The organism is Nonomuraea roseola (assembly GCF_039535395.1).
GTDB classification, from domain to species: Bacteria; Actinomycetota; Actinomycetes; order Streptosporangiales; family Streptosporangiaceae; genus Nonomuraea; species Nonomuraea roseola.
Genome location: NZ_BAAAXC010000015.1, coordinates 3,254,787 through 3,270,410, shown reverse-complemented (window position 1 = coordinate 3,270,410; position 15,624 = coordinate 3,254,787). Strand labels below are relative to the sequence as shown.

At 67.2% G+C, this 15,624-nt stretch carries 18 protein-coding genes; 4 read left to right on the top strand and 14 right to left on the bottom strand.

Going from position 1 to position 15,624, the window contains the following annotated elements:
- Positions 1-3: 3 nt before the first annotated feature.
- On the top strand, positions 4-885 hold the full coding sequence (locus ABFX55_RS39000) for a LysR family transcriptional regulator (RefSeq protein ID WP_346128217.1): 882 nt from the start codon (positions 4-6) through the stop codon (positions 883-885).
- A 43-nt stretch (positions 886-928) separates the two neighbouring features.
- Here the strand turns inward: ABFX55_RS39000 and ABFX55_RS38995 are convergent, their stop codons facing one another.
- The 11 genes from ABFX55_RS38995 to ABFX55_RS38945 all read right to left on the bottom strand — a co-directional run bounded on the left by ABFX55_RS38995 (position 929) and on the right by ABFX55_RS38945 (position 9,472).
- A complete protein-coding gene (locus ABFX55_RS38995; RefSeq protein ID WP_346128215.1) occupies positions 929-1,534 on the bottom strand; it encodes a DUF998 domain-containing protein in 606 nt (201 codons plus the stop codon).
- A complete protein-coding gene (locus ABFX55_RS38990) occupies positions 1,531-2,070 on the bottom strand; it encodes a dihydrofolate reductase family protein (protein WP_346128213.1) in 540 nt (179 codons plus the stop codon). The genes ABFX55_RS38995 and ABFX55_RS38990 overlap by 4 nt, the downstream gene beginning before the upstream one ends.
- On the bottom strand, positions 2,067-2,873 hold the full coding sequence (locus ABFX55_RS38985; protein ID WP_346128211.1) for a GlxA family transcriptional regulator: 807 nt from the start codon (positions 2,871-2,873) through the stop codon (positions 2,067-2,069). The genes ABFX55_RS38990 and ABFX55_RS38985 overlap by 4 nt, the downstream gene beginning before the upstream one ends.
- Positions 2,874-3,196: 323 nt before the next feature.
- Positions 3,197-3,382 carry a dihydrofolate reductase family protein gene (locus ABFX55_RS38980; protein ID WP_346128209.1) on the bottom strand — a complete coding sequence of 62 codons (186 nt, stop codon included), beginning with the start codon at positions 3,380-3,382 and terminating at the stop codon, positions 3,197-3,199.
- 33 nt (positions 3,383-3,415) lie between these two features.
- The gene (locus tag ABFX55_RS38975) at positions 3,416-4,063 is read right to left on the bottom strand and encodes a DUF998 domain-containing protein (RefSeq protein WP_346128207.1); all 648 of its coding nucleotides are present in this window, start codon (positions 4,061-4,063) and stop codon (positions 3,416-3,418) included.
- A 437-nt stretch (positions 4,064-4,500) separates the two neighbouring features.
- Positions 4,501-4,788, bottom strand: a complete 288-nt coding sequence (locus ABFX55_RS38970; RefSeq protein WP_487047404.1) for a pyridoxamine 5'-phosphate oxidase family protein — start codon at positions 4,786-4,788, stop codon at positions 4,501-4,503.
- A 156-nt stretch (positions 4,789-4,944) separates the two neighbouring features.
- Entirely contained in the window at positions 4,945-6,117 is a 1,173-nt protein-coding gene (locus ABFX55_RS38965) for a serine hydrolase domain-containing protein (protein WP_346128205.1), read from the bottom strand.
- Between the two features lie 23 nt (positions 6,118-6,140).
- The gene (locus ABFX55_RS38960; RefSeq protein WP_346128204.1) at positions 6,141-8,012 is read right to left on the bottom strand and encodes a CocE/NonD family hydrolase; all 1,872 of its coding nucleotides are present in this window, start codon (positions 8,010-8,012) and stop codon (positions 6,141-6,143) included.
- A 45-nt stretch (positions 8,013-8,057) separates the two neighbouring features.
- Positions 8,058-8,465: a hypothetical protein gene (locus ABFX55_RS38955; RefSeq protein ID WP_346128202.1), complete on the bottom strand. Its 408-nt coding sequence runs from the start codon at positions 8,463-8,465 to the stop codon at positions 8,058-8,060.
- A 137-nt stretch (positions 8,466-8,602) separates the two neighbouring features.
- Positions 8,603-9,034 carry a hypothetical protein gene (locus ABFX55_RS38950; RefSeq protein ID WP_346128201.1) on the bottom strand — a complete coding sequence of 144 codons (432 nt, stop codon included), beginning with the start codon at positions 9,032-9,034 and terminating at the stop codon, positions 8,603-8,605.
- Between the two features lie 60 nt (positions 9,035-9,094).
- Positions 9,095-9,472 carry a VOC family protein gene (locus tag ABFX55_RS38945; protein WP_346128199.1) on the bottom strand — a complete coding sequence of 126 codons (378 nt, stop codon included), beginning with the start codon at positions 9,470-9,472 and terminating at the stop codon, positions 9,095-9,097.
- A gap of 531 nt (positions 9,473-10,003) precedes the next feature.
- Here ABFX55_RS38945 and ABFX55_RS38940 point away from each other — a divergent pair.
- Both ABFX55_RS38940 and ABFX55_RS38935 read left to right on the top strand, forming a co-directional pair.
- On the top strand, positions 10,004-10,510 hold the full coding sequence (locus tag ABFX55_RS38940; RefSeq protein WP_346128198.1) for a hypothetical protein: 507 nt from the start codon (positions 10,004-10,006) through the stop codon (positions 10,508-10,510).
- 118 nt (positions 10,511-10,628) lie between these two features.
- A complete protein-coding gene (locus ABFX55_RS38935) occupies positions 10,629-10,826 on the top strand; it encodes a hypothetical protein (protein WP_346128196.1) in 198 nt (65 codons plus the stop codon).
- Positions 10,827-11,302: 476 nt separating this feature from the next.
- Here ABFX55_RS38935 and ABFX55_RS38930 read toward each other — a convergent pair whose 3' ends face one another.
- Positions 11,303-11,854 carry a nitroreductase family protein gene (locus tag ABFX55_RS38930; RefSeq protein ID WP_346128195.1) on the bottom strand — a complete coding sequence of 184 codons (552 nt, stop codon included), beginning with the start codon at positions 11,852-11,854 and terminating at the stop codon, positions 11,303-11,305.
- 269 nt (positions 11,855-12,123) lie between these two features.
- Entirely contained in the window at positions 12,124-12,261 is a 138-nt protein-coding gene (locus ABFX55_RS38925) for a hypothetical protein (RefSeq protein ID WP_346128193.1), read from the bottom strand.
- A 502-nt stretch (positions 12,262-12,763) separates the two neighbouring features.
- On the opposite strand from ABFX55_RS38925, the gene ABFX55_RS38920 reads away from it, so the two are divergent.
- Positions 12,764-14,710: a WD40 repeat domain-containing serine/threonine protein kinase gene (locus ABFX55_RS38920; RefSeq protein WP_346128191.1), complete on the top strand. Its 1,947-nt coding sequence runs from the start codon at positions 12,764-12,766 to the stop codon at positions 14,708-14,710.
- Positions 14,711-14,797: 87 nt separating this feature from the next.
- Here the strand turns inward: ABFX55_RS38920 and ABFX55_RS38915 are convergent, their stop codons facing one another.
- Positions 14,798-15,469: a hypothetical protein gene (locus ABFX55_RS38915; protein ID WP_346128190.1), complete on the bottom strand. Its 672-nt coding sequence runs from the start codon at positions 15,467-15,469 to the stop codon at positions 14,798-14,800.
- Between the last annotated feature and the right edge of the window lie 155 nt (positions 15,470-15,624).

Below are 15,624 nucleotides of genomic sequence, written 5' to 3'. Positions count from 1 at the left end.
CTGGTGGAACTGCGCGATATCGAGATCTTCCTGACCCTGGCCGACCTGCTGCACTTCGGCCGGATCGCCGAGCGCCTGTTCGTCTCAGTGGTCAGGGTGAGCCAGGCGATCAAGAAGCAGGAGCGGGGCATCGGCGCCGAGCTCTTCTACCGTGACAGCCGCAATGTACGGCTGACGCCCGCTGGTGAGCAGCTCCGGAAGGATCTCACCCCGACCTACCGGGGCCTCCAGGAGAGTATGGAGCGTGCCAAGCTGGCCGCCCAGGGCAAGACCGGCGTGTTGCGCATCGGCATGATCCCGGCCAACGCCCACGACCTGCGCCGCTACTGGGAAACCTTCCGCACCCGCCACCCGCAGTGGGGGCTGCGCCTGCGGCACGCCCCCTTCGTTGAGCCCTTCGCCGGGCTGCGCCGAGGCGACATCGACATGCTGGTTACCTGGCTGCCCATCCACGAGCCCGACCTGATCGTGGGGCCGACGATGTTCGCCGAGCGGCGAGTGCTAGCCGTCTCTGTCGATCACGAGCTGGCCGGCCGTTCCTCGGCATCCGTGGAGATGCTGGGCGACTTCCAGGTGGCACGCGGCAAGCCCATCCCCGATTACTGGGCGGAGAGCTACACACCGTGGCACACGCCCAGAGGCAACATCATCGAGCGGAGCGCGGAGATCGAGAACGTCGACGACATCTTCACCCTCATCAGCGCCGGTGAGATCGTCAACGTCTTCCCCGTACATGTGAGCCGCTACTGGAACCGGCCGGACATGGACTGGCTGCCCATCCCCGACATGGCTGCGCTGGACTACGGCCTGGCCTGGCGCGGTGAGACGGAGAACGACATGATCCGCGCCTTCGCCCAGGTCGTCCGTGACCTCGGCCCCCTCTGACACACGAAAGCGGCCGGGCTCCCCTCAGAGCCCGGCCGCCGTTCTACGCGTTGACCGTGGCGCGCACTCTGACTGACACCACGGCCAGCCAGATGAATCCCAGCCCCGCTCCGGCGGTGAACGCCAGCACGGTGGCCGAAGAGGCGGCGAACCCGGCCAGCACGCCGACCGGCACGAGCCGGGAGGCGATCGCCCACCCGCGCTCGCCCCGGGCGGCGAAGTACCGGCCCATCACCACGAACGCCGCGCACAATGACAGGAAGCCGACCGTGGCTCCCGCCATGTGGACGGCGCCGGTCGTGCTGAGCACGGCTGCCTGATCGCTCGCCTCCGGGAAGCCCGCCCCGGGATCAGCGCTGAATACTGAGCTGACCAGGAACGAAGCCCCGAACACCGCCACCAGCGGCGGAGCCCAGGTGCCGCCGGGAGCGCCGTGCAGCGCCTGGCGTAGCCCGATCGATCCGGCAATGGCCAGGCAGGCGGTGATGACGAAGCTGATCACCTGGATCCAGCCGAGCTCGCCGAGGCTGAGCTGGCTGATGGCGTTGCGGGTGAAGTCGAAGGGCTCACGGGTGAGCCCTTGGATCAGCGCCACGCCCAGGAACCAGGGGCCCGCGGCGATACCGCAGGCCAGCAGGATCCGGGTCATGCCGGCTGGTAGGTCAGGTCGAGCACGCCGGTGGCGAAGGTGACCGATCGGGTGAGCTTGAGCGGGATCTGGCCGGTGCTGTCGGGGAAGAGGCGGCGGCCGGTGCCCACCGCGATGGGGTGCACGAGGAGCCGCAGCTCGTCGATGAGCCCGGCGCGCAGCAGGGTGTGGGTCAGGGTGATGCTGCCGGTGACGTTGATGTTCTTGCCGGGCTGCTCCTTGAGCTCTTTGAGGGCGGCGATGACGTCACCTTCGATGACGGTCGAGTTCTGCCAGGCGGCCTCCTTGAGGGTGGTGGAGGCGACGAGCTTGCGGATGCCGTTGAGCGCATCGGCCATCTCGCCGCTCTGGTGCGGCCAGACGGCGGCGAACTCCTCGTAGGTCGTCCGGCCCAGCAGCAGGGTGTCGGCCGCGGTCGAGATCTCGCCGAGCGCGGCGCCCATCTCGTCGCTGAGATAGGGGAAGTGCCACTCGGTGGGCGCCTCCACGACGCCGTCGAGCGAGATGTACTGCCCAGCCACGATTTTGCGGCTCATGTGTTTCTCCTTGAGGGGTTTCCTTCTGGTGACGCCGCGCGGGCACGGAGCCTGCGCAGCGTCCTGGTGTCCCCGAAGCCGACCTCGCGCGCGGCGACTTCGGTGGTAGCGCCCCTACGCAGGAGGTGCTCGGCACGTTCCAAACGCAGGGAAGTCTGATAGGCCAAGGGCGTGAGCCCGGTCGCCTGGCGAAACAGCCGGGTCACGGTGCGTTCGCTACATCCGGCCGCCTTGGCCAGCAGGCGCAGCGGGAGCCGTTCGGTGAAGCGGGACTCGATCAGGTCTTGGATGCGGTGCACCGACTCGTCCATGTGCGAGCGCGGCCGCAGCATCGGGCTGAGCCGCGCCGCCGTACCCTCACCAAGGGCAGGGCCCAGCAGGGCGCGGGCCACCCGCCCCGCCGCGTACGGCCCATGCCGCACGCCCAGCAGGTGAAGAGCAAGGTCGATGCCTCCGGCCACGCCCGCCGTGGTGACGGCCCGACCGTCGGCGCCCCCGTACTCACCGGCCACCGTGCCGCCCGCCGCGTGGTGGCCGCGCAGCCGACGCAGAGTCTCCCTGCTTATCGGCGGGGCCTGGCCGCCCCGGCCGGGCACGATGATCAGATCGCCGGATGCCAGGCGCGGCCATCCGGTCTGCGCCTGCAGCGCCAAGCCCTGGGCGCTGAGGACCAGGCTGGCCTCGGCGACGTAGGCGAGGGTGTGCGGGTAGCCGAGGTCGTCCGCGGTGGAGAAGACCAGAGCGGGACCGGCCACGTCGAGAAGATGCACCTGCGGCATGAGCAGGAAGACGACGAGGGACATGACATGGCTCGAGTCAGCGTCGGGTGGCGTACTCGGCGAACGCCTGCCGGGTTGCCGAGCATGATGTTGCGGCCCGCGCCCGGGACGGTGTGGGCCCGTATAGCTGAGGCTTCCAGTTCCTGTCGTCCCGACAGCGGCACCGTGCGCGCACACACGGGGCAGGTTCGGCACCGGCGATCTCCACCCATCGCATCCTTGAGCCGTCAGGCCCGGCCATCGCGTCTAGCACTGCTCTCCTCCATGTCCTCCTGTGCTGCCTCCGACCGGGTGGTGGAGACGACCAGCTTGCGGATGTTGTTCAGCTGGTCGGCCAGTTGGCCGGTCTAGTAGGGCCAGACCTCGGCGGAAGACTCGTCGGTGGCCCGGTCCAGCAGGAGCGCGTCCGCCTCGGCCTGGATGGCCCTGACCACCGTGCTCACCTCCTCGTTCATGAAAGAGAAGTGCCACGTCTCGGGCGAGTCCACGACGCCGTCCGGCGAGACGGACAGCCCGGCAACGATCTTTCTCATGGTTTCTCCCTCGGGGCTGAAGTGGTGGGTGATTCAGGCGAACTTGCGCAGGTGAGCGGCGACCAGGGAGATCCAGCCCATCGCGATCATGACTCCGGTGGCGAGCGTCACCGAGCCTGCATGTCCGCCGCTGATCGCCCAGCCATCGCCCACCAGCACGGCCAGGCCGGCCAGGCGGGAAGCGACGGCCATGCCCCGGGCACCGGCGCGGGTGAAGTAGCGGCCGAGAACAAAGCAGGCCGCGGCGAAAGCGATGAACGTCACCGACCCGGCCACCATGTGCATGATGCTGTGCCAGCTCATCGCCGCCGGCGGCCCGGCCGGCGTGCCCACGGGGAAACCATCGCCCGGATCCATGACGAACACGCCCGCGCCGATCATGCCGATCCCGGCGACCCGGGTCAGACGCGGCGCCCAGGTGCCGCCGGTCTTGCCGTACAAGGCCTTGCGGAACCCGAAGGAACCGGCGATGAGCAACGAGCCGACGATCAGGAAGTTGGTGATCTGGATCCACCCGAGCGAGCCCGTGGCGAGCTGGCTGAAGGGGTGGCGGACCAGGTCGAAGCCCTCGCGGGTGAACGCCTGCGTCAGGGCGACCACGGTCCAGACGGGCATGGCGGCCGCCGCGGCGGTGAGCAGCGGGCGGGCGGAGACGTTGCTGCGGGTGATGGTGGTGGTCATGTTCCTGGTTCCCTTCGTGGTTCTGCCTACGCGTCGTCCAGGCGATGTGACAGGGAACGCGGAATACTCACAAGAGCTCAGCCAGGCGGTGAGCCTGGTTCTCCAAGGGTCACCTGCCCCAGCTCGCCGAACTGCCGTGCCACCCAGTCCAGGAGCAGCCGGATGAGGTTGCCCGCCGCGCCGTCCAGCTTGCTCGGCTCACGCTTGCCCAGTTCTGCGACGAGCGTCCCGGTCGGACAGCCGTACGCGCGGCCACGTCGCGCCGGGAGATCCAGCCCTCCACCAGCCCCTTGAGGCGATGGTGAAGTGACCAGCTCGTCCTGGTCTTGACGTGGTAGTACACGTTGCCCACTCCCAGCCGGTGAACCACCCGGGCAGAGGCTTCCATCAGGCGCCTGTTATGAGTCAGTGTGTTACCGTCCTTCTAAGTCAGCTAGCTAACTAAGAACTGAGGGGCTCATCATGATTGTTGTTACGGGTGCCACCGGGAACGTCGGCCGGACCCTGGTGCGGCTGCTGGCCGGGACGGGCGAGCAGCGTTCGGCGTACCGACAGGCGGCATGGCCGATGCGCTCAGGGTCGGTGCGGACGGTCGCCGGGCCTTCGAGGGTGCCCCAGCGGAAGCCATCCACCTGGCACAGCGCGGCGCGGCGGTGCGAGCCGGCCACGGTCAGCACGCGGGCCAGTCCCGCGTGCCGATCCCAGGTGAAGCGCACGGCTGTCACGTGGGGCGAGCCGTCTGGGCGCACGGTGGTCAGCGTCGCGACGCGGGGCTCGCGCGGATCCGGGCGGCCGGCGCGAACCGAACCGGCTGAGCAGACACCACTCGGCCGGTCTGGTCCCTGACGGCCCGTCGAGTGGTTGTGCCTGCTCGGCGCCGTCTATTGAGCCGGGCCAGTCTGCTCGTCGCAGAACACCTGCTTGACGAGGGTGTCGGTCAGCTTCTGGAAGTCCTTGGCCGGGCCTCGGGTGGCCGAGTCCACCCAGGTCACCGAGGCGGTCAGGGTCTTCTTGCCGTCAGGAGAGCTGTACATCAGGGTCCCGTAGCCGTGCGGGGGGCTGCCGTTGTGCTGGTAGACGCTGCCGCAGTTCGGGCCCAGGTCCTGCACGAACAGCCCGAGCCCGTAGCCCATCTTCGGGTGCGGCTTGCGCATCTCGGCCAGCAGCTCGGCCGGCAGGAGCTTGCCGCCGTTCAGCGCCGAGAAGAACGTGTGGAGGTCCTGGGTGGTCGAGATCAGGTCCCCGGCACCGGCCAGCAGGGAGAGGTTCTGGCGGGAGATGTCGGCCACCCGGCCGTCCTGGGCGCGGTAGTAGCCGTGGGCGTGCGGCCCGGGCAACTGTGTCTTGTCGCCCGGGACCACGGTGCCCTTCAGGCCGAGTGGACGCAGGATGCGCCGCTTCATCTCCTCGGTGTAGGAGCGGCCGGTGACCTTCTCGATCAGCATCAGGGCCACCGTGTAGTTGGTGTTGGAGTAGTTCTGGCCGGTGCCCGGCTCGAACCGCGGCTGTTTGGACAGCGCCAGCCGTACCAGCTCTTCAGGCTTGTAGCTGCGGAATCGGTTGGCCAGCCAGGCGTCGCCGGTGGCGAGGATGCCCGGCTTGACGGTCCCGTCCTCGTAGTACTCGCCGGTGTAGTTGAACAGGCCGCTGGTGTGCTGCAGCAGCATCCGGACGGTGATGCGCCGGTCCAGCCCGAACTCAGGCAGGTGGTCGGCGACCGGGGCGTCCAGGGTGAGCTTGCCTTCGGCCACCAGTTGCAGCAACAGGGTCGCGGTGAAGGGCTTGATGACGCTGCCTGTCCAGAACCGGCCGTTCGTCGGCGGCTTGGCGGCCGAGCCCAGCTTGCGCACCCCGGCGCTGCCGGTCCACTCGCCTCGCTCGTCGTTGATGCGCACCTGCACGCCGAGGAAACCGGCATCGATGTACGCCTGGACGGTCTTCTGCAGCTCCGGCCGATCCCGGTCGGCGGCGAGCGCGGGTGTGGCGGTGCCTGCCAGCACGGCCGCTGCCAGCGCGGGGATCGCCACTCGCCTGAGGACTTTGCTGGTGTTCATGGTGTGTCGTCTTTCGTGTCGCGTTACTTGCCGGTGACGAGCGGCAGTGTGATCGAGGTGCCGGCCAGGTCGAGGGTGACCTTGGTCCCGGTGCCGGGTTCCGCGCCACCCAGGGCGGGTTCGCCGAGGTCGGCGTTGGTTCCGGTCAGCACCAGGCCGAGCCGGTGTCCTGCCTTGAACTCGTAGTCCTGCGGCAGCATCTTCCAGGTGATCTGGTACGACCTGTCCGGCCGCAGCGGTGTCTGGCGGCTCAGCGACGTGTGGTTCTGCGCGTCCATGATCCCGCGGGTGACCACGTGGAAGCCGGATGTCACCGTGTTGTCGACGGCCCTGCGGTAGCAGCCGTCGTCATCGGCCGTGCTCTCGCCGACGCAGTCGTCGCGATCGAGGAACTTGAAGCCGTACGCGCGATCCGGGCCGATTTCGCTGTAGTTGATGCGGGTGTCGGTGCCGTAGTCGACGAGCATGACGCCCAGGTTGGCGGTCGGCTTGTCCAGCTTGACCTTGAGGCTCACCGACGGTGTGCCCGACAGCCGTGTCGCGCTCTTCAGCGGCGGGGTCAGGAAGGCCAGCCGGTTGGGGTTGACGGTGGCCGGGTCGGCGGCCACCGCTTCCTCGCTCTGGCGGGTGTCGAGGTAGCTGCCGGTTCCGTTCGACGGCTTGCGGCCCAGAGAGCCGGCCTGCTGCGGCCGCAGGGTCGTCCTGCGCGCCGTGGGTGCGGGCCAGTCGGCCTGGGTGATCCACCGGTCCGGGCCGAGCTGCACGTCGGCACGCGGCTGGCGCATGATGTCGTTTTGCACGCCCATCAGTTCGTGGTCGAACCACCGGTGCAGGGTGTTGACCCACACTTCGCGGCGGGCCCAGAACGGGTCGAGGTGCCCGTACTGGGTCACCCACGCCTTGCGCTGCACGGTGCTGGGCAGCTTGGCCCACCACTCGGAGAACTGGTTGCCCATCACGTTGCGGTCCTGCATGCCCATCACCGAGAAGACGCTGGCGCGTACGTTGCGGACGTTCGAGATCGGCCCGTTGCGGTAGTCGAGTTCGCGCCAGTAGGAGTTGTAGTTGCCGGTGGCGTCGTCTGAGCCCTCGTTCATGCGCTGGTGCGCCGCAGCGCATTTCTCGTCCGGGTCCTCGTCGACCATGGTGGCCATGTATTCCTGGCCGCGCTTGAAGTCGGTGAGGGTGCCGTTCGCACGCCACATGTCGTACCAGCTGCTGGGCCCGGCGAGCGGCACGATCGTCTCCAGCCCCGGCACCCCGGTGCCGGCGACCCCGATGGCGAGCCCTCCTTCGTAGGAGTGGCCGATCATCCCGGTGCGCCCGGTGGTCCACGTGGCCTTCACCGGTTCGCCCTTGGCGTTGTAGGCGGTCGCCCGGCCGTTCAGCCAGTCGATGACCGCCTTACCGCCCAGCACGTCGGACGGGCCGCCGGTGGTCGGGCAACCGTCGGACAGCCTGGTGCCGATCATGTCGACGGACACGTACGCGTACCCGCGCGGTACGAAGTAGTTGTCGTAGAACAGCGGGAACTTCGTCAGGTTCCCGTTCGCGTCGTACTTCTTGTGGTCCAGCTGAAAGCCGGCGCCCGGTTTGTCGAAGTACGGGCTCTGGTGCATGATCACAGGGACCTTGAGCCCGGAGTCGGACTCCTTCGGCCGGATGATGTCCACCCGGACCAGGTCCTTCTCGCCGTCGCCGTCGCTGTCGAGCGGCGACTGCACCCGGACGTGCTCACGGATGGCGTCGGCGTAGGAGAAGACCGGCTGGGTGACCTTGCCTGAGACCGTGATCCCCGGCTCCGCCGTCGCGGAGGCGGCGGGAGCCCCCGCGGCCGCGATCGCGGCCGCGAGGGAGGCGGCGGCGAGGAGGCCTCGCCGCTGGAAGACTGACATATGCATCCTTTTGCGTATTTCGTAACGGTCCGGGCCGACCTGCTGTCAGGCGGCGTCGAGAGCTTCGGTGATCTTGCGGATCATGTCGGCCGCGGTGGGGCTGCGCTCGCCCTTGTGCGCCGTGGCGGCGGCTTCGACGGCGACCAGGACGGTGCTGCGGAAGTTGCCGGCCTCCGCCGGATCCTGCTTGTTAAGCAGGCCCATGGCCGCTGTCAGGGCGGGCAGCACGTGGTCGGCGATCGCGGCCACCGACTTGCCCTCCAGGTGGACGTCCCTGGTCTTTTCGGCGAGCACGTGCCCAACCGGTCCGGTCGCGGAATACAGCGAGAGCGAGCCCGCGGTGGCCGCCTTGTGCGGCGAACCGGCGACATCAGCGGCGGCCAGCAGCGTGACGGCACCGTAGGCGGCAGTGCGCAGGGTGAGCTTGTCCTGGCCGGTAAGGGTGATGGACATGGTGGTGAGCTCCAAGAAATCAGTTAGGGATTGTTGATCGGGCGGCTTAACCGCTCATGGCATCTACGATCGCGGACCGTCCTGATAGCGGGCAGCCGCCGTTCTGACGTGGCCGCTGACACGGCACCGCTCACATGTCAGTGCGCGGCGGCCGGAGCCGGCTCGGCCGGGGTCGAGGAGGTGGTGTGCGCGCCGCGCTTGCGGCCACGGAGCAAGAGCAGAGCCAGTACGGCGGCGCCCAGCACACCTGCCATGGCCCCCAGGAAGGCGGAGGACATGGCCGCGCTGTAGGCGTCCCGAGCGAGCGCGGCCAGGGACGGGTCGCTCACGGCGACGGCCAGGCTGCGGCGCGCCTCCTCCGGCGCGCTGGCGGGCATGGCGGCGGTGTAGCTGCTGGTGGCCAGGCTGCCCAGGACGGCAACGCCGAGGGCGGCGCCGGCCTGCTGGATGGTGTCGTTCATCGCCGAACCGACCCCGGCCTGCTCGGTCGGGACGGCGCTCATCAGCGCGGCGATCGCCGCAGGCCCGGCCAGGCCGCTGCCGGTTGCATACTTACAGATTCCATTCATGTACGGAAAGTGATCGGTCATGGGTGGCGCCGTTCAAGGGCCATCCCAAAGGGGGGTGGATCAGGCGCCGCTGGGTGGGATCCATTCGGTCAGCTCGACGACGATGCCGTTGGGGTCGGTCAGGCGCATCAGCCGCTCACCCCACGGATCGCAGCGCAACCGCGTGGTGATGGGTGCGCCTGCGGCGCGCAGGCGCTCGTACTCCTTGGCCAGATCGGTGACCGCGTAAGCCACCACCACCGGCTGAGCCTCCGACTGCCACGCCAGCTCGAGGTCTCGCCGGCGCAACAGGATGTCGGCGGCCCCGTCGTCACGGCTCAACCAGGTGAAATCCGGCGTGTCGAGGACCTCACGAAAACCCAGATGGGTGCTGAAGAACCGACGGGAGCCCGCCGGATCATCGACCGTGAAGACAACTGTTGACGTGATGATGTTCATGGACGTGCTCGTGTATGGCTGTTTGTCATGCTTTCCCTACGATGCGGTGATTCGTCCTGGATCAAGGGTGTCGGAACGACACGATCGGAACAACGGCGAAGCACACAACGCAGCGTTAACCCAGTGCTTCACGATCAAGGGCCAGGCCGAGACCCGGGCGGTCTGGCGATCGCGTGACTCGCCCTGTGCGGCACACAGTCCGTTGCGTTACTACCCGCCGCAACACCGCACTCAGGCGGAGGGGCCGGTCGCGTGTTCTTCGGCACGGGCGCGGAGGATCCGCAGGCCGGCGCCCGCTATGTCGTAGGCGGCGCGTTCGTGGTCGCGTTCGCCGCGGCGGGCTTCGCAGGGTCCCCAGTGGCCGGGGCGTGCGCCGTTGTTGCCTCTGGCCGGCCACAGGGCGGGCGGGTAGTGGTCGGTGATGGGCCGGAGTTTTCCCCAGCTGTGCCGTCCGGGGGCGATCAGGATGAGGTCGGGGTGTGCGGCTGCCGAAAATTACATCCATGCAGTTCAAGCTGCCTGTGAGTATTCGTGGAGGGCGCAGACGACGTCGAACGCTCGCTGTCGGCCATCGTCGGCGTCCGCGCCGAACTGGCCGCCGGCGACCTGCGCCCGCTCTATTTGGTCTGGCTGTCGGCGTACGGGACATGGGAGCGCGACGAGGACGCCTTCGACTACGAGGTAGAGGACGCCCTGGAGCCACCCGTCCCACCCGGATTGGGTTCGCTCAGCGCACCGCAACGGGCCCTGGCCGACTTCCTGCGTCTGGACGACGACCTGCTCGCGGCCGCCGCCGAGGCCAGCCGTCCGGCGCAACCCGTACAGCACGACCGAAAGTCCCTGGCCACCTGGATCGGCACTCTGCCCGCCAAGCGCAAGGACGCGCTGCTGCTGCGAGTGGTCGAGGAGGACGCCGCAGGGGTCCGCTGGGAACTACTGCGCGAGTTCGGCGGCGAAACCACCGACCAGGAGGTGGAGACGGGACGGACGATCGCCGAACTGCTGGACGCCGCGGCCGCCCGCCGCACACGACCGTGAGCGACAGGAGGCGGCCCGGCGCGCCGAAGAACAAGCCCGACGGGAACAGGAACGACGGCAAGCCAGAGAAGTCCATCTGAACCGGCTCGCCCAGGATTTCGAAGCAGCATGGGACCGGGTGGAGACCTCCATCGGCACCAAGAAGCCCCGCCAACACGACCAAGCCGTCGAGCTCCTCCGCGACCTGCACGCCCTGGCCATCCGCGACAAGCATGCCGACACCTTCGCCCAGCGCCTCACCCACCTCCGGGAACGACACCAGGGCAAGCCCAGCCTCATCAAGCGACTCAACGACGCTGGCCTCATGGCCGGGTGACCGGCGATTTCCAGGTCTGGGAATCAGCGATCTGCGCCACCGAGACTGCGGATGGATCTCGCGCCCCGGCCAGCCAATGGATGGAGAATGCGCATGGTCAAGGGATGCCATCCGCCCCATGGTTGCTCGTTGGATGCTCGTCGGCACCTGACACGGCATGGCACCGGGCGACATTCGTCAGCATCTCGAAAGCAGACAATGCGTGACACGGGCCGCACCTACAAGGCCACCATCAGCATCGACATCCTGTTGACAGAGCCGATCAGCCCTTGACTTCACGGCCTTGATCTAAAGAGTGGCCCTGTGGGCGTGGCCTCCTGCATTGGGATGATGCGTCGTGCGGCCTCGCTGCACCCCGGAGACGCGGTCACCACGCGCGTGCGCGGGGGTCGGACCGCTTCCACCTCCGAGAGCATCCTCCGTAGGTGCCTTCATCGGACAGGCTGACACACCGTGCCACTTCCGGGTCACGTTCGTCAGGTTTCCATCCATGGATCGCCGCACATCTCGGCCACGCTGCGGCGCCGCCGTACCTGCTGCCCACGATCGGCCGCGACGCCGACGGCCGTCATCGACATGACCACCCACCCCGGGTTCGGCCGCAACTCCGCGGTCAAGCCTTCGATGTCGAAGGCGCGGAACTGGTGGCATGTCAGCCCCATCGCCTGTGCCTGCACGGTCAGGTAGGCCACGGCCTGTCCGAGGTCGTAGTCGGCGAACTCCGAATAGACGAGGTCGGTGTCATCGACGTACCGGCGGGTCAGATTCACGATCAAGAGCCCCGCGTTCGGCGCCCACCGTGCCGAGCTCCGTGCGAGATGCCGGATGACCCGCACATGGCCGGGCTCACGGGGACGGACCGGGAGGAATCCCCAAGGCTGAGAGTTCCCCGCAGACGGCGCCCACCGCGCGGCCTCGAGCAACAACCCGAGCTGTTCGTCATCGATGCTGCCTGCGGGGTCGAACTGGTCCGGGCTGAACCGGTCCGCCAGGAGTGGATGGATGCCCAGCCGGAGATCTTGATCCATGGTCACACTCGACCCAACTCGCCAGCCCGCGCGTCTATGCCGTCCCCGCCATCCGATGAACCCGTCCTGGCCTTGAACGTCCGCCATTGCCTGGCTGACGTAATCGCGCAGAAAATTCCCTCGCCGAGCCGCCACCCCAAACCACCACAAAGCGAATGGCCAATGTCCGGTAAGCGCCGGATCCGTTGCTCGCTGGCCGCTCTTCGGCATCCACACCGTGCGAACACAGAACGGCATTCCCGGGCATTTCAAAAGCGACAAAAGCCAGCTCAATGATACAATAGAATGCGTTGCGATATGTCCCGGCATAAAAGCTTGCGACCGTCCTTGTCGATCTCGGCTTCCTTGAGGATCGCCTTCCACTCGTCCCAGTCGTCGCCCGCGTCGATCGGGCTTCCGTCCGGCATGCAGCCAGCAGACGAGATGCGCTGACGTGCTCGGCTCGCCGCTCGCAGCGAGGGTGGAGCTGACGGCAGCCGGCGAGCCCGGAGACGGGTTCGTTCGACGATCCGGTGCCATCGCCTGCCCCTCTTTTCGACCCCGGCCGGGCTTGATCGGTCAGGCAGCGAAGCACGCGGATGGCCGGTGCGCTCGTCAAGGTGTCGTTCATCTGGTGAGAGGGTGGCGAGGCGCCGGAAATGATGTCGCCAGCATGCGGCTGAAGCGTAGGGCGCGGGCGTGCATCCTGCTGATTTCTACACCGTTGTCGACGGGCATACACGAATACGAGGCGTCCAGTTTTTCAGGAAGCCAATCTCCCAGGCGCCGCCTTGAGCCCACCGGGGAATCCAGGCCCGAAGCCTGGAACAGGTCCCCTCGAGAGTCTTCACTGCCGACGAGTAGGATCCGACCGAATAGACGAGGTTGTCCCCCGATCGGAAAGAGGGCTCTGGCCAGGTGGAACCTGGAATGATGCTCGGCGGAAAGTATCGACTGACGCGGCGCCTCGGTCAAGGCGGCATGGGCGAGGTCTGGGCCGCCACTCACGACGGCCTGGGCCGTCAGGTCGCCATCAAAATCGTCCTCGCGGCTCTGGATCCCGCTCCAGGGCTGATCTCGAGACTGCGCAATGAGGCCAGGACAGCAGCTGCGCTGCAGCATCCGGGAATCACCGTCGTTCACGACATCGGGGAGCATGACGGCCACCCGTTCTTCGTGATGGAGCTACTGACGGGCCGCGACTTCGACGAGTTGCTCACGGAGAGACCGAATGGACTCACAGTCGATCATGCCACTGTCCTGATGGCGCAGGTGGCCGACGCGTTGGACTACGCGCACCGCAAAGGCGTGGTCCACCGCGACATCAAGCCTGCCAACCTGATGGAACTGGCCGATGGCGGGGTGAAGATCTGCGACTTCGGAATCTCTCGATACGCCGAGGCCGGCACCCGGCTCACCGCCACGGGCGGAATCATCGGCACACCGACCTACATGGCTCCCGAGCAGTACCAGGGCAACCCCGCCGACGCACGGACCGATCTGTACTCCTTCGGCTGCACGCTGTACGCCCTGTTGACCGGCGCACCGCCGTTCCCCGGCCCATCGTTGGCAGCGCTCGTCCATCAACACCTCTCAACCATCCCGCGTAAGGCCTCCGAGTCTCGCCCAGACATCCCGCCTCACCTCGACTGGCTCTTGGAACGCCTGCTCGCCAAGGACCCCGCCCATCGACCATCCACGGCCGCCGAAGTCGCCGACGCCCTCCGTGCTGCACCGAACCTCCGCCCAGCCGCGACACAACCGCACCATGCAGGCGCGGACTGGGACACACTGCAGCGATCAGGCGCCGCCAAGCCGCCCGCGATCGGCCGCCGTGCGTTCCTCATGGGAGGCCTCGCGACCCTGTCTGTAGTAGTGCCGGGAGGAGGGTTCCTGCTGTGGAAGACGTTCAACGATGCGAACGGACCTCACAGAGTATTCAACGACGCCACTCGCGCCGAGTCCCTGGCCTTCTCGCCGGATGGCAAATACTTGTTCGCCCACGGGCACGGCAGTCAGATGATCGACGTGGCCTCCGGGAAAGTGCGGCCGGGATTTGATTACAACCCGGGCGACGAATGCGCCTTTTCTCCAGATGGCCGGCTTCTTGTGGTCGAAGCCAATTTCGATGCCTCATTGAGGGAGGGCTCACCCGACGGCTCCATATTCACGGTGAAGGAGGGCGGCAGCGACAAGCTGGTGGCTGAATTCTTATTGCCGGATGAGCTCGACGGAGCAAGCCTCAACGGCCTGACGGTCTCGCCGAACGGTAAGCATTTGGCGATCAGCGTCTTCCTGCGACCGGGATGCCTTGTCGTACGGTGGGACATGGCGACTCGCAAGAAAATCGTCAGGTTGGCGATCGGTCAAGAATCCTTCGCTGCGCCCCCTGCGGTACGGTTCTCGCCCGGAGGTTCTCTATTCGTCTCCGAGAGGACAGCCGACGGGTTCACCATCTGGGATGCAGGTGACCGGAAACCCGTCAACAAACTGAGATCCCCGAATGGCTTCCGACAAGAACCCGAGCAGCCCTACTCTGCATTCTCGCATGACTGCCGGATGCTGGCCGTCAACGGTGAGGGCGAAGCCGGCGACGTCTTCTTGTGGGATCGGAGCCGTCGCGGTATCAACGCCACCTTCGGGGCCCATGAGAGAGGGTCGAGCTCTTTGGCCTTTTCGCCTGACGGCAGGTTCCTTGCGAGCGGAAGCGGTGACAAGATTTTCGTATGGGACATATTTGGCCGCCGGATCAAGACGACCTTTCACATGCCCAGCACGGGGAATTCATACGAGGCCGACAGCATTGCATTCTCACCCGATGGGAGACTGCTCGCCAGTGGCGGTGCAGACCAGATTCGACTCTGGCGGGTCGAATAGATTGATCCTGCGCACAGAAACACCAGCCGTGACTGTTCCTCCCTGAGGAGAGGAGTAGGCGGTAGCGCGTTCGCCACGGCGTTCCCGTCAGCCGTCTGGACGTTCCTCCGAAAGCTCCGGGTAGTAGCCGCGTTCGCAATCCTGCAGGTCTGCCGCATACTTCTCACCGGCACCGCGGCAGATCGGGCACACCCGGTCTTGGTGGCACTCCGGGCAGCGCCGTCGGCCCCGCTCGGTGTCCGGGACCCAGCCGCGCCCGTAGCAGCACGGGCACCAGCCCAAACCGTCGCACTCGTAGCACAGCACATAGCCGGGGTCCAGTGTGTCGGCGGTCCGCAGGGGTTCGGGCCGGGTGAAAGGCTCCGGCGTAGCGAGCGCCATCTTCGGGGTTTCAGCGATGTACAGCACCACCTCGGAGACCGTGGACACCCGAACCCTGATCATGACGTCCTCGCTCCGACCGGTGACGCAGTAGGCGTCGGCGACCTCCTCCACCACCGCCCAACCCGCCGCGGCCAGCACCTCGGCCGCCCGCTGTGCCAGCTCGGCCGGGGGCACGGTATCGGGCCGGGCGCCACGCGACGTCATCCCATACGTGTATTTCAGCGGTTCGTGCCAGTCGGCGACGGAAGGGTGGCCCAACTTCTCAGGAAAGACCTCCGCCTCCGGCGTCAGTCGGGCCACCAGTTCGAGCAGGTGCGCGCGCATATGTCTGCCCAACCGCTCCAGCTCCGCCTTCGCTCCTGGAATCTCGGCCATCGAACCTCCTCGCCGAACCCAATGTAGACCGCGTCCTGATCGGTGATCACATGGTGAGTCGAGCACGGAAGCGTTCGTAGATCGGCTGGTTCCTGACGAGTTGTGGGCGCTGTTTCAGCAGGCGATGCCGCCGCCTCCGAAGCGTCCGCAGGGTG

Bases quoted from the DNA above. Each gene is read 5' to 3' on its own strand.
- ABFX55_RS38945 (WP_346128199.1), bottom strand. From the start codon at position 9,472: ATGAACATCATCACGTCAACAGTTGTCTTCACGGTCGATGATCCGGCG.
- ABFX55_RS38975 (WP_346128207.1), bottom strand. From the start codon at position 4,063: ATGACCACCACCATCACCCGCAGCAACGTCTCCGCCCGCCCGCTGCTC.
- ABFX55_RS38955 (WP_346128202.1), bottom strand. From the start codon at position 8,465: ATGTCCATCACCCTTACCGGCCAGGACAAGCTCACCCTGCGCACTGCC.
- ABFX55_RS38920 (WP_346128191.1), top strand. From the start codon at position 12,764: ATGATGCTCGGCGGAAAGTATCGACTGACGCGGCGCCTCGGTCAAGGC.
- ABFX55_RS38925 (WP_346128193.1), bottom strand. From the start codon at position 12,261: ATGCCGGACGGAAGCCCGATCGACGCGGGCGACGACTGGGACGAGTGG.
- ABFX55_RS38985 (WP_346128211.1), bottom strand. From the start codon at position 2,873: ATGTCCCTCGTCGTCTTCCTGCTCATGCCGCAGGTGCATCTTCTCGAC.
- ABFX55_RS38990 (WP_346128213.1), bottom strand. From the start codon at position 2,070: ATGAGCCGCAAAATCGTGGCTGGGCAGTACATCTCGCTCGACGGCGTC.
- ABFX55_RS38960 (WP_346128204.1), bottom strand. From the start codon at position 8,012: ATGTCAGTCTTCCAGCGGCGAGGCCTCCTCGCCGCCGCCTCCCTCGCG.
- ABFX55_RS38965 (WP_346128205.1), bottom strand. From the start codon at position 6,117: ATGAACACCAGCAAAGTCCTCAGGCGAGTGGCGATCCCCGCGCTGGCA.
- ABFX55_RS38950 (WP_346128201.1), bottom strand. From the start codon at position 9,034: ATGAATGGAATCTGTAAGTATGCAACCGGCAGCGGCCTGGCCGGGCCT.
- ABFX55_RS38915 (WP_346128190.1), bottom strand. From the start codon at position 15,469: ATGGCCGAGATTCCAGGAGCGAAGGCGGAGCTGGAGCGGTTGGGCAGA.
- ABFX55_RS38930 (WP_346128195.1), bottom strand. From the start codon at position 11,854: ATGGATCAAGATCTCCGGCTGGGCATCCATCCACTCCTGGCGGACCGG.
- ABFX55_RS38995 (WP_346128215.1), bottom strand. From the start codon at position 1,534: ATGACCCGGATCCTGCTGGCCTGCGGTATCGCCGCGGGCCCCTGGTTC.
- ABFX55_RS38980 (WP_346128209.1), bottom strand. From the start codon at position 3,382: ATGAGAAAGATCGTTGCCGGGCTGTCCGTCTCGCCGGACGGCGTCGTG.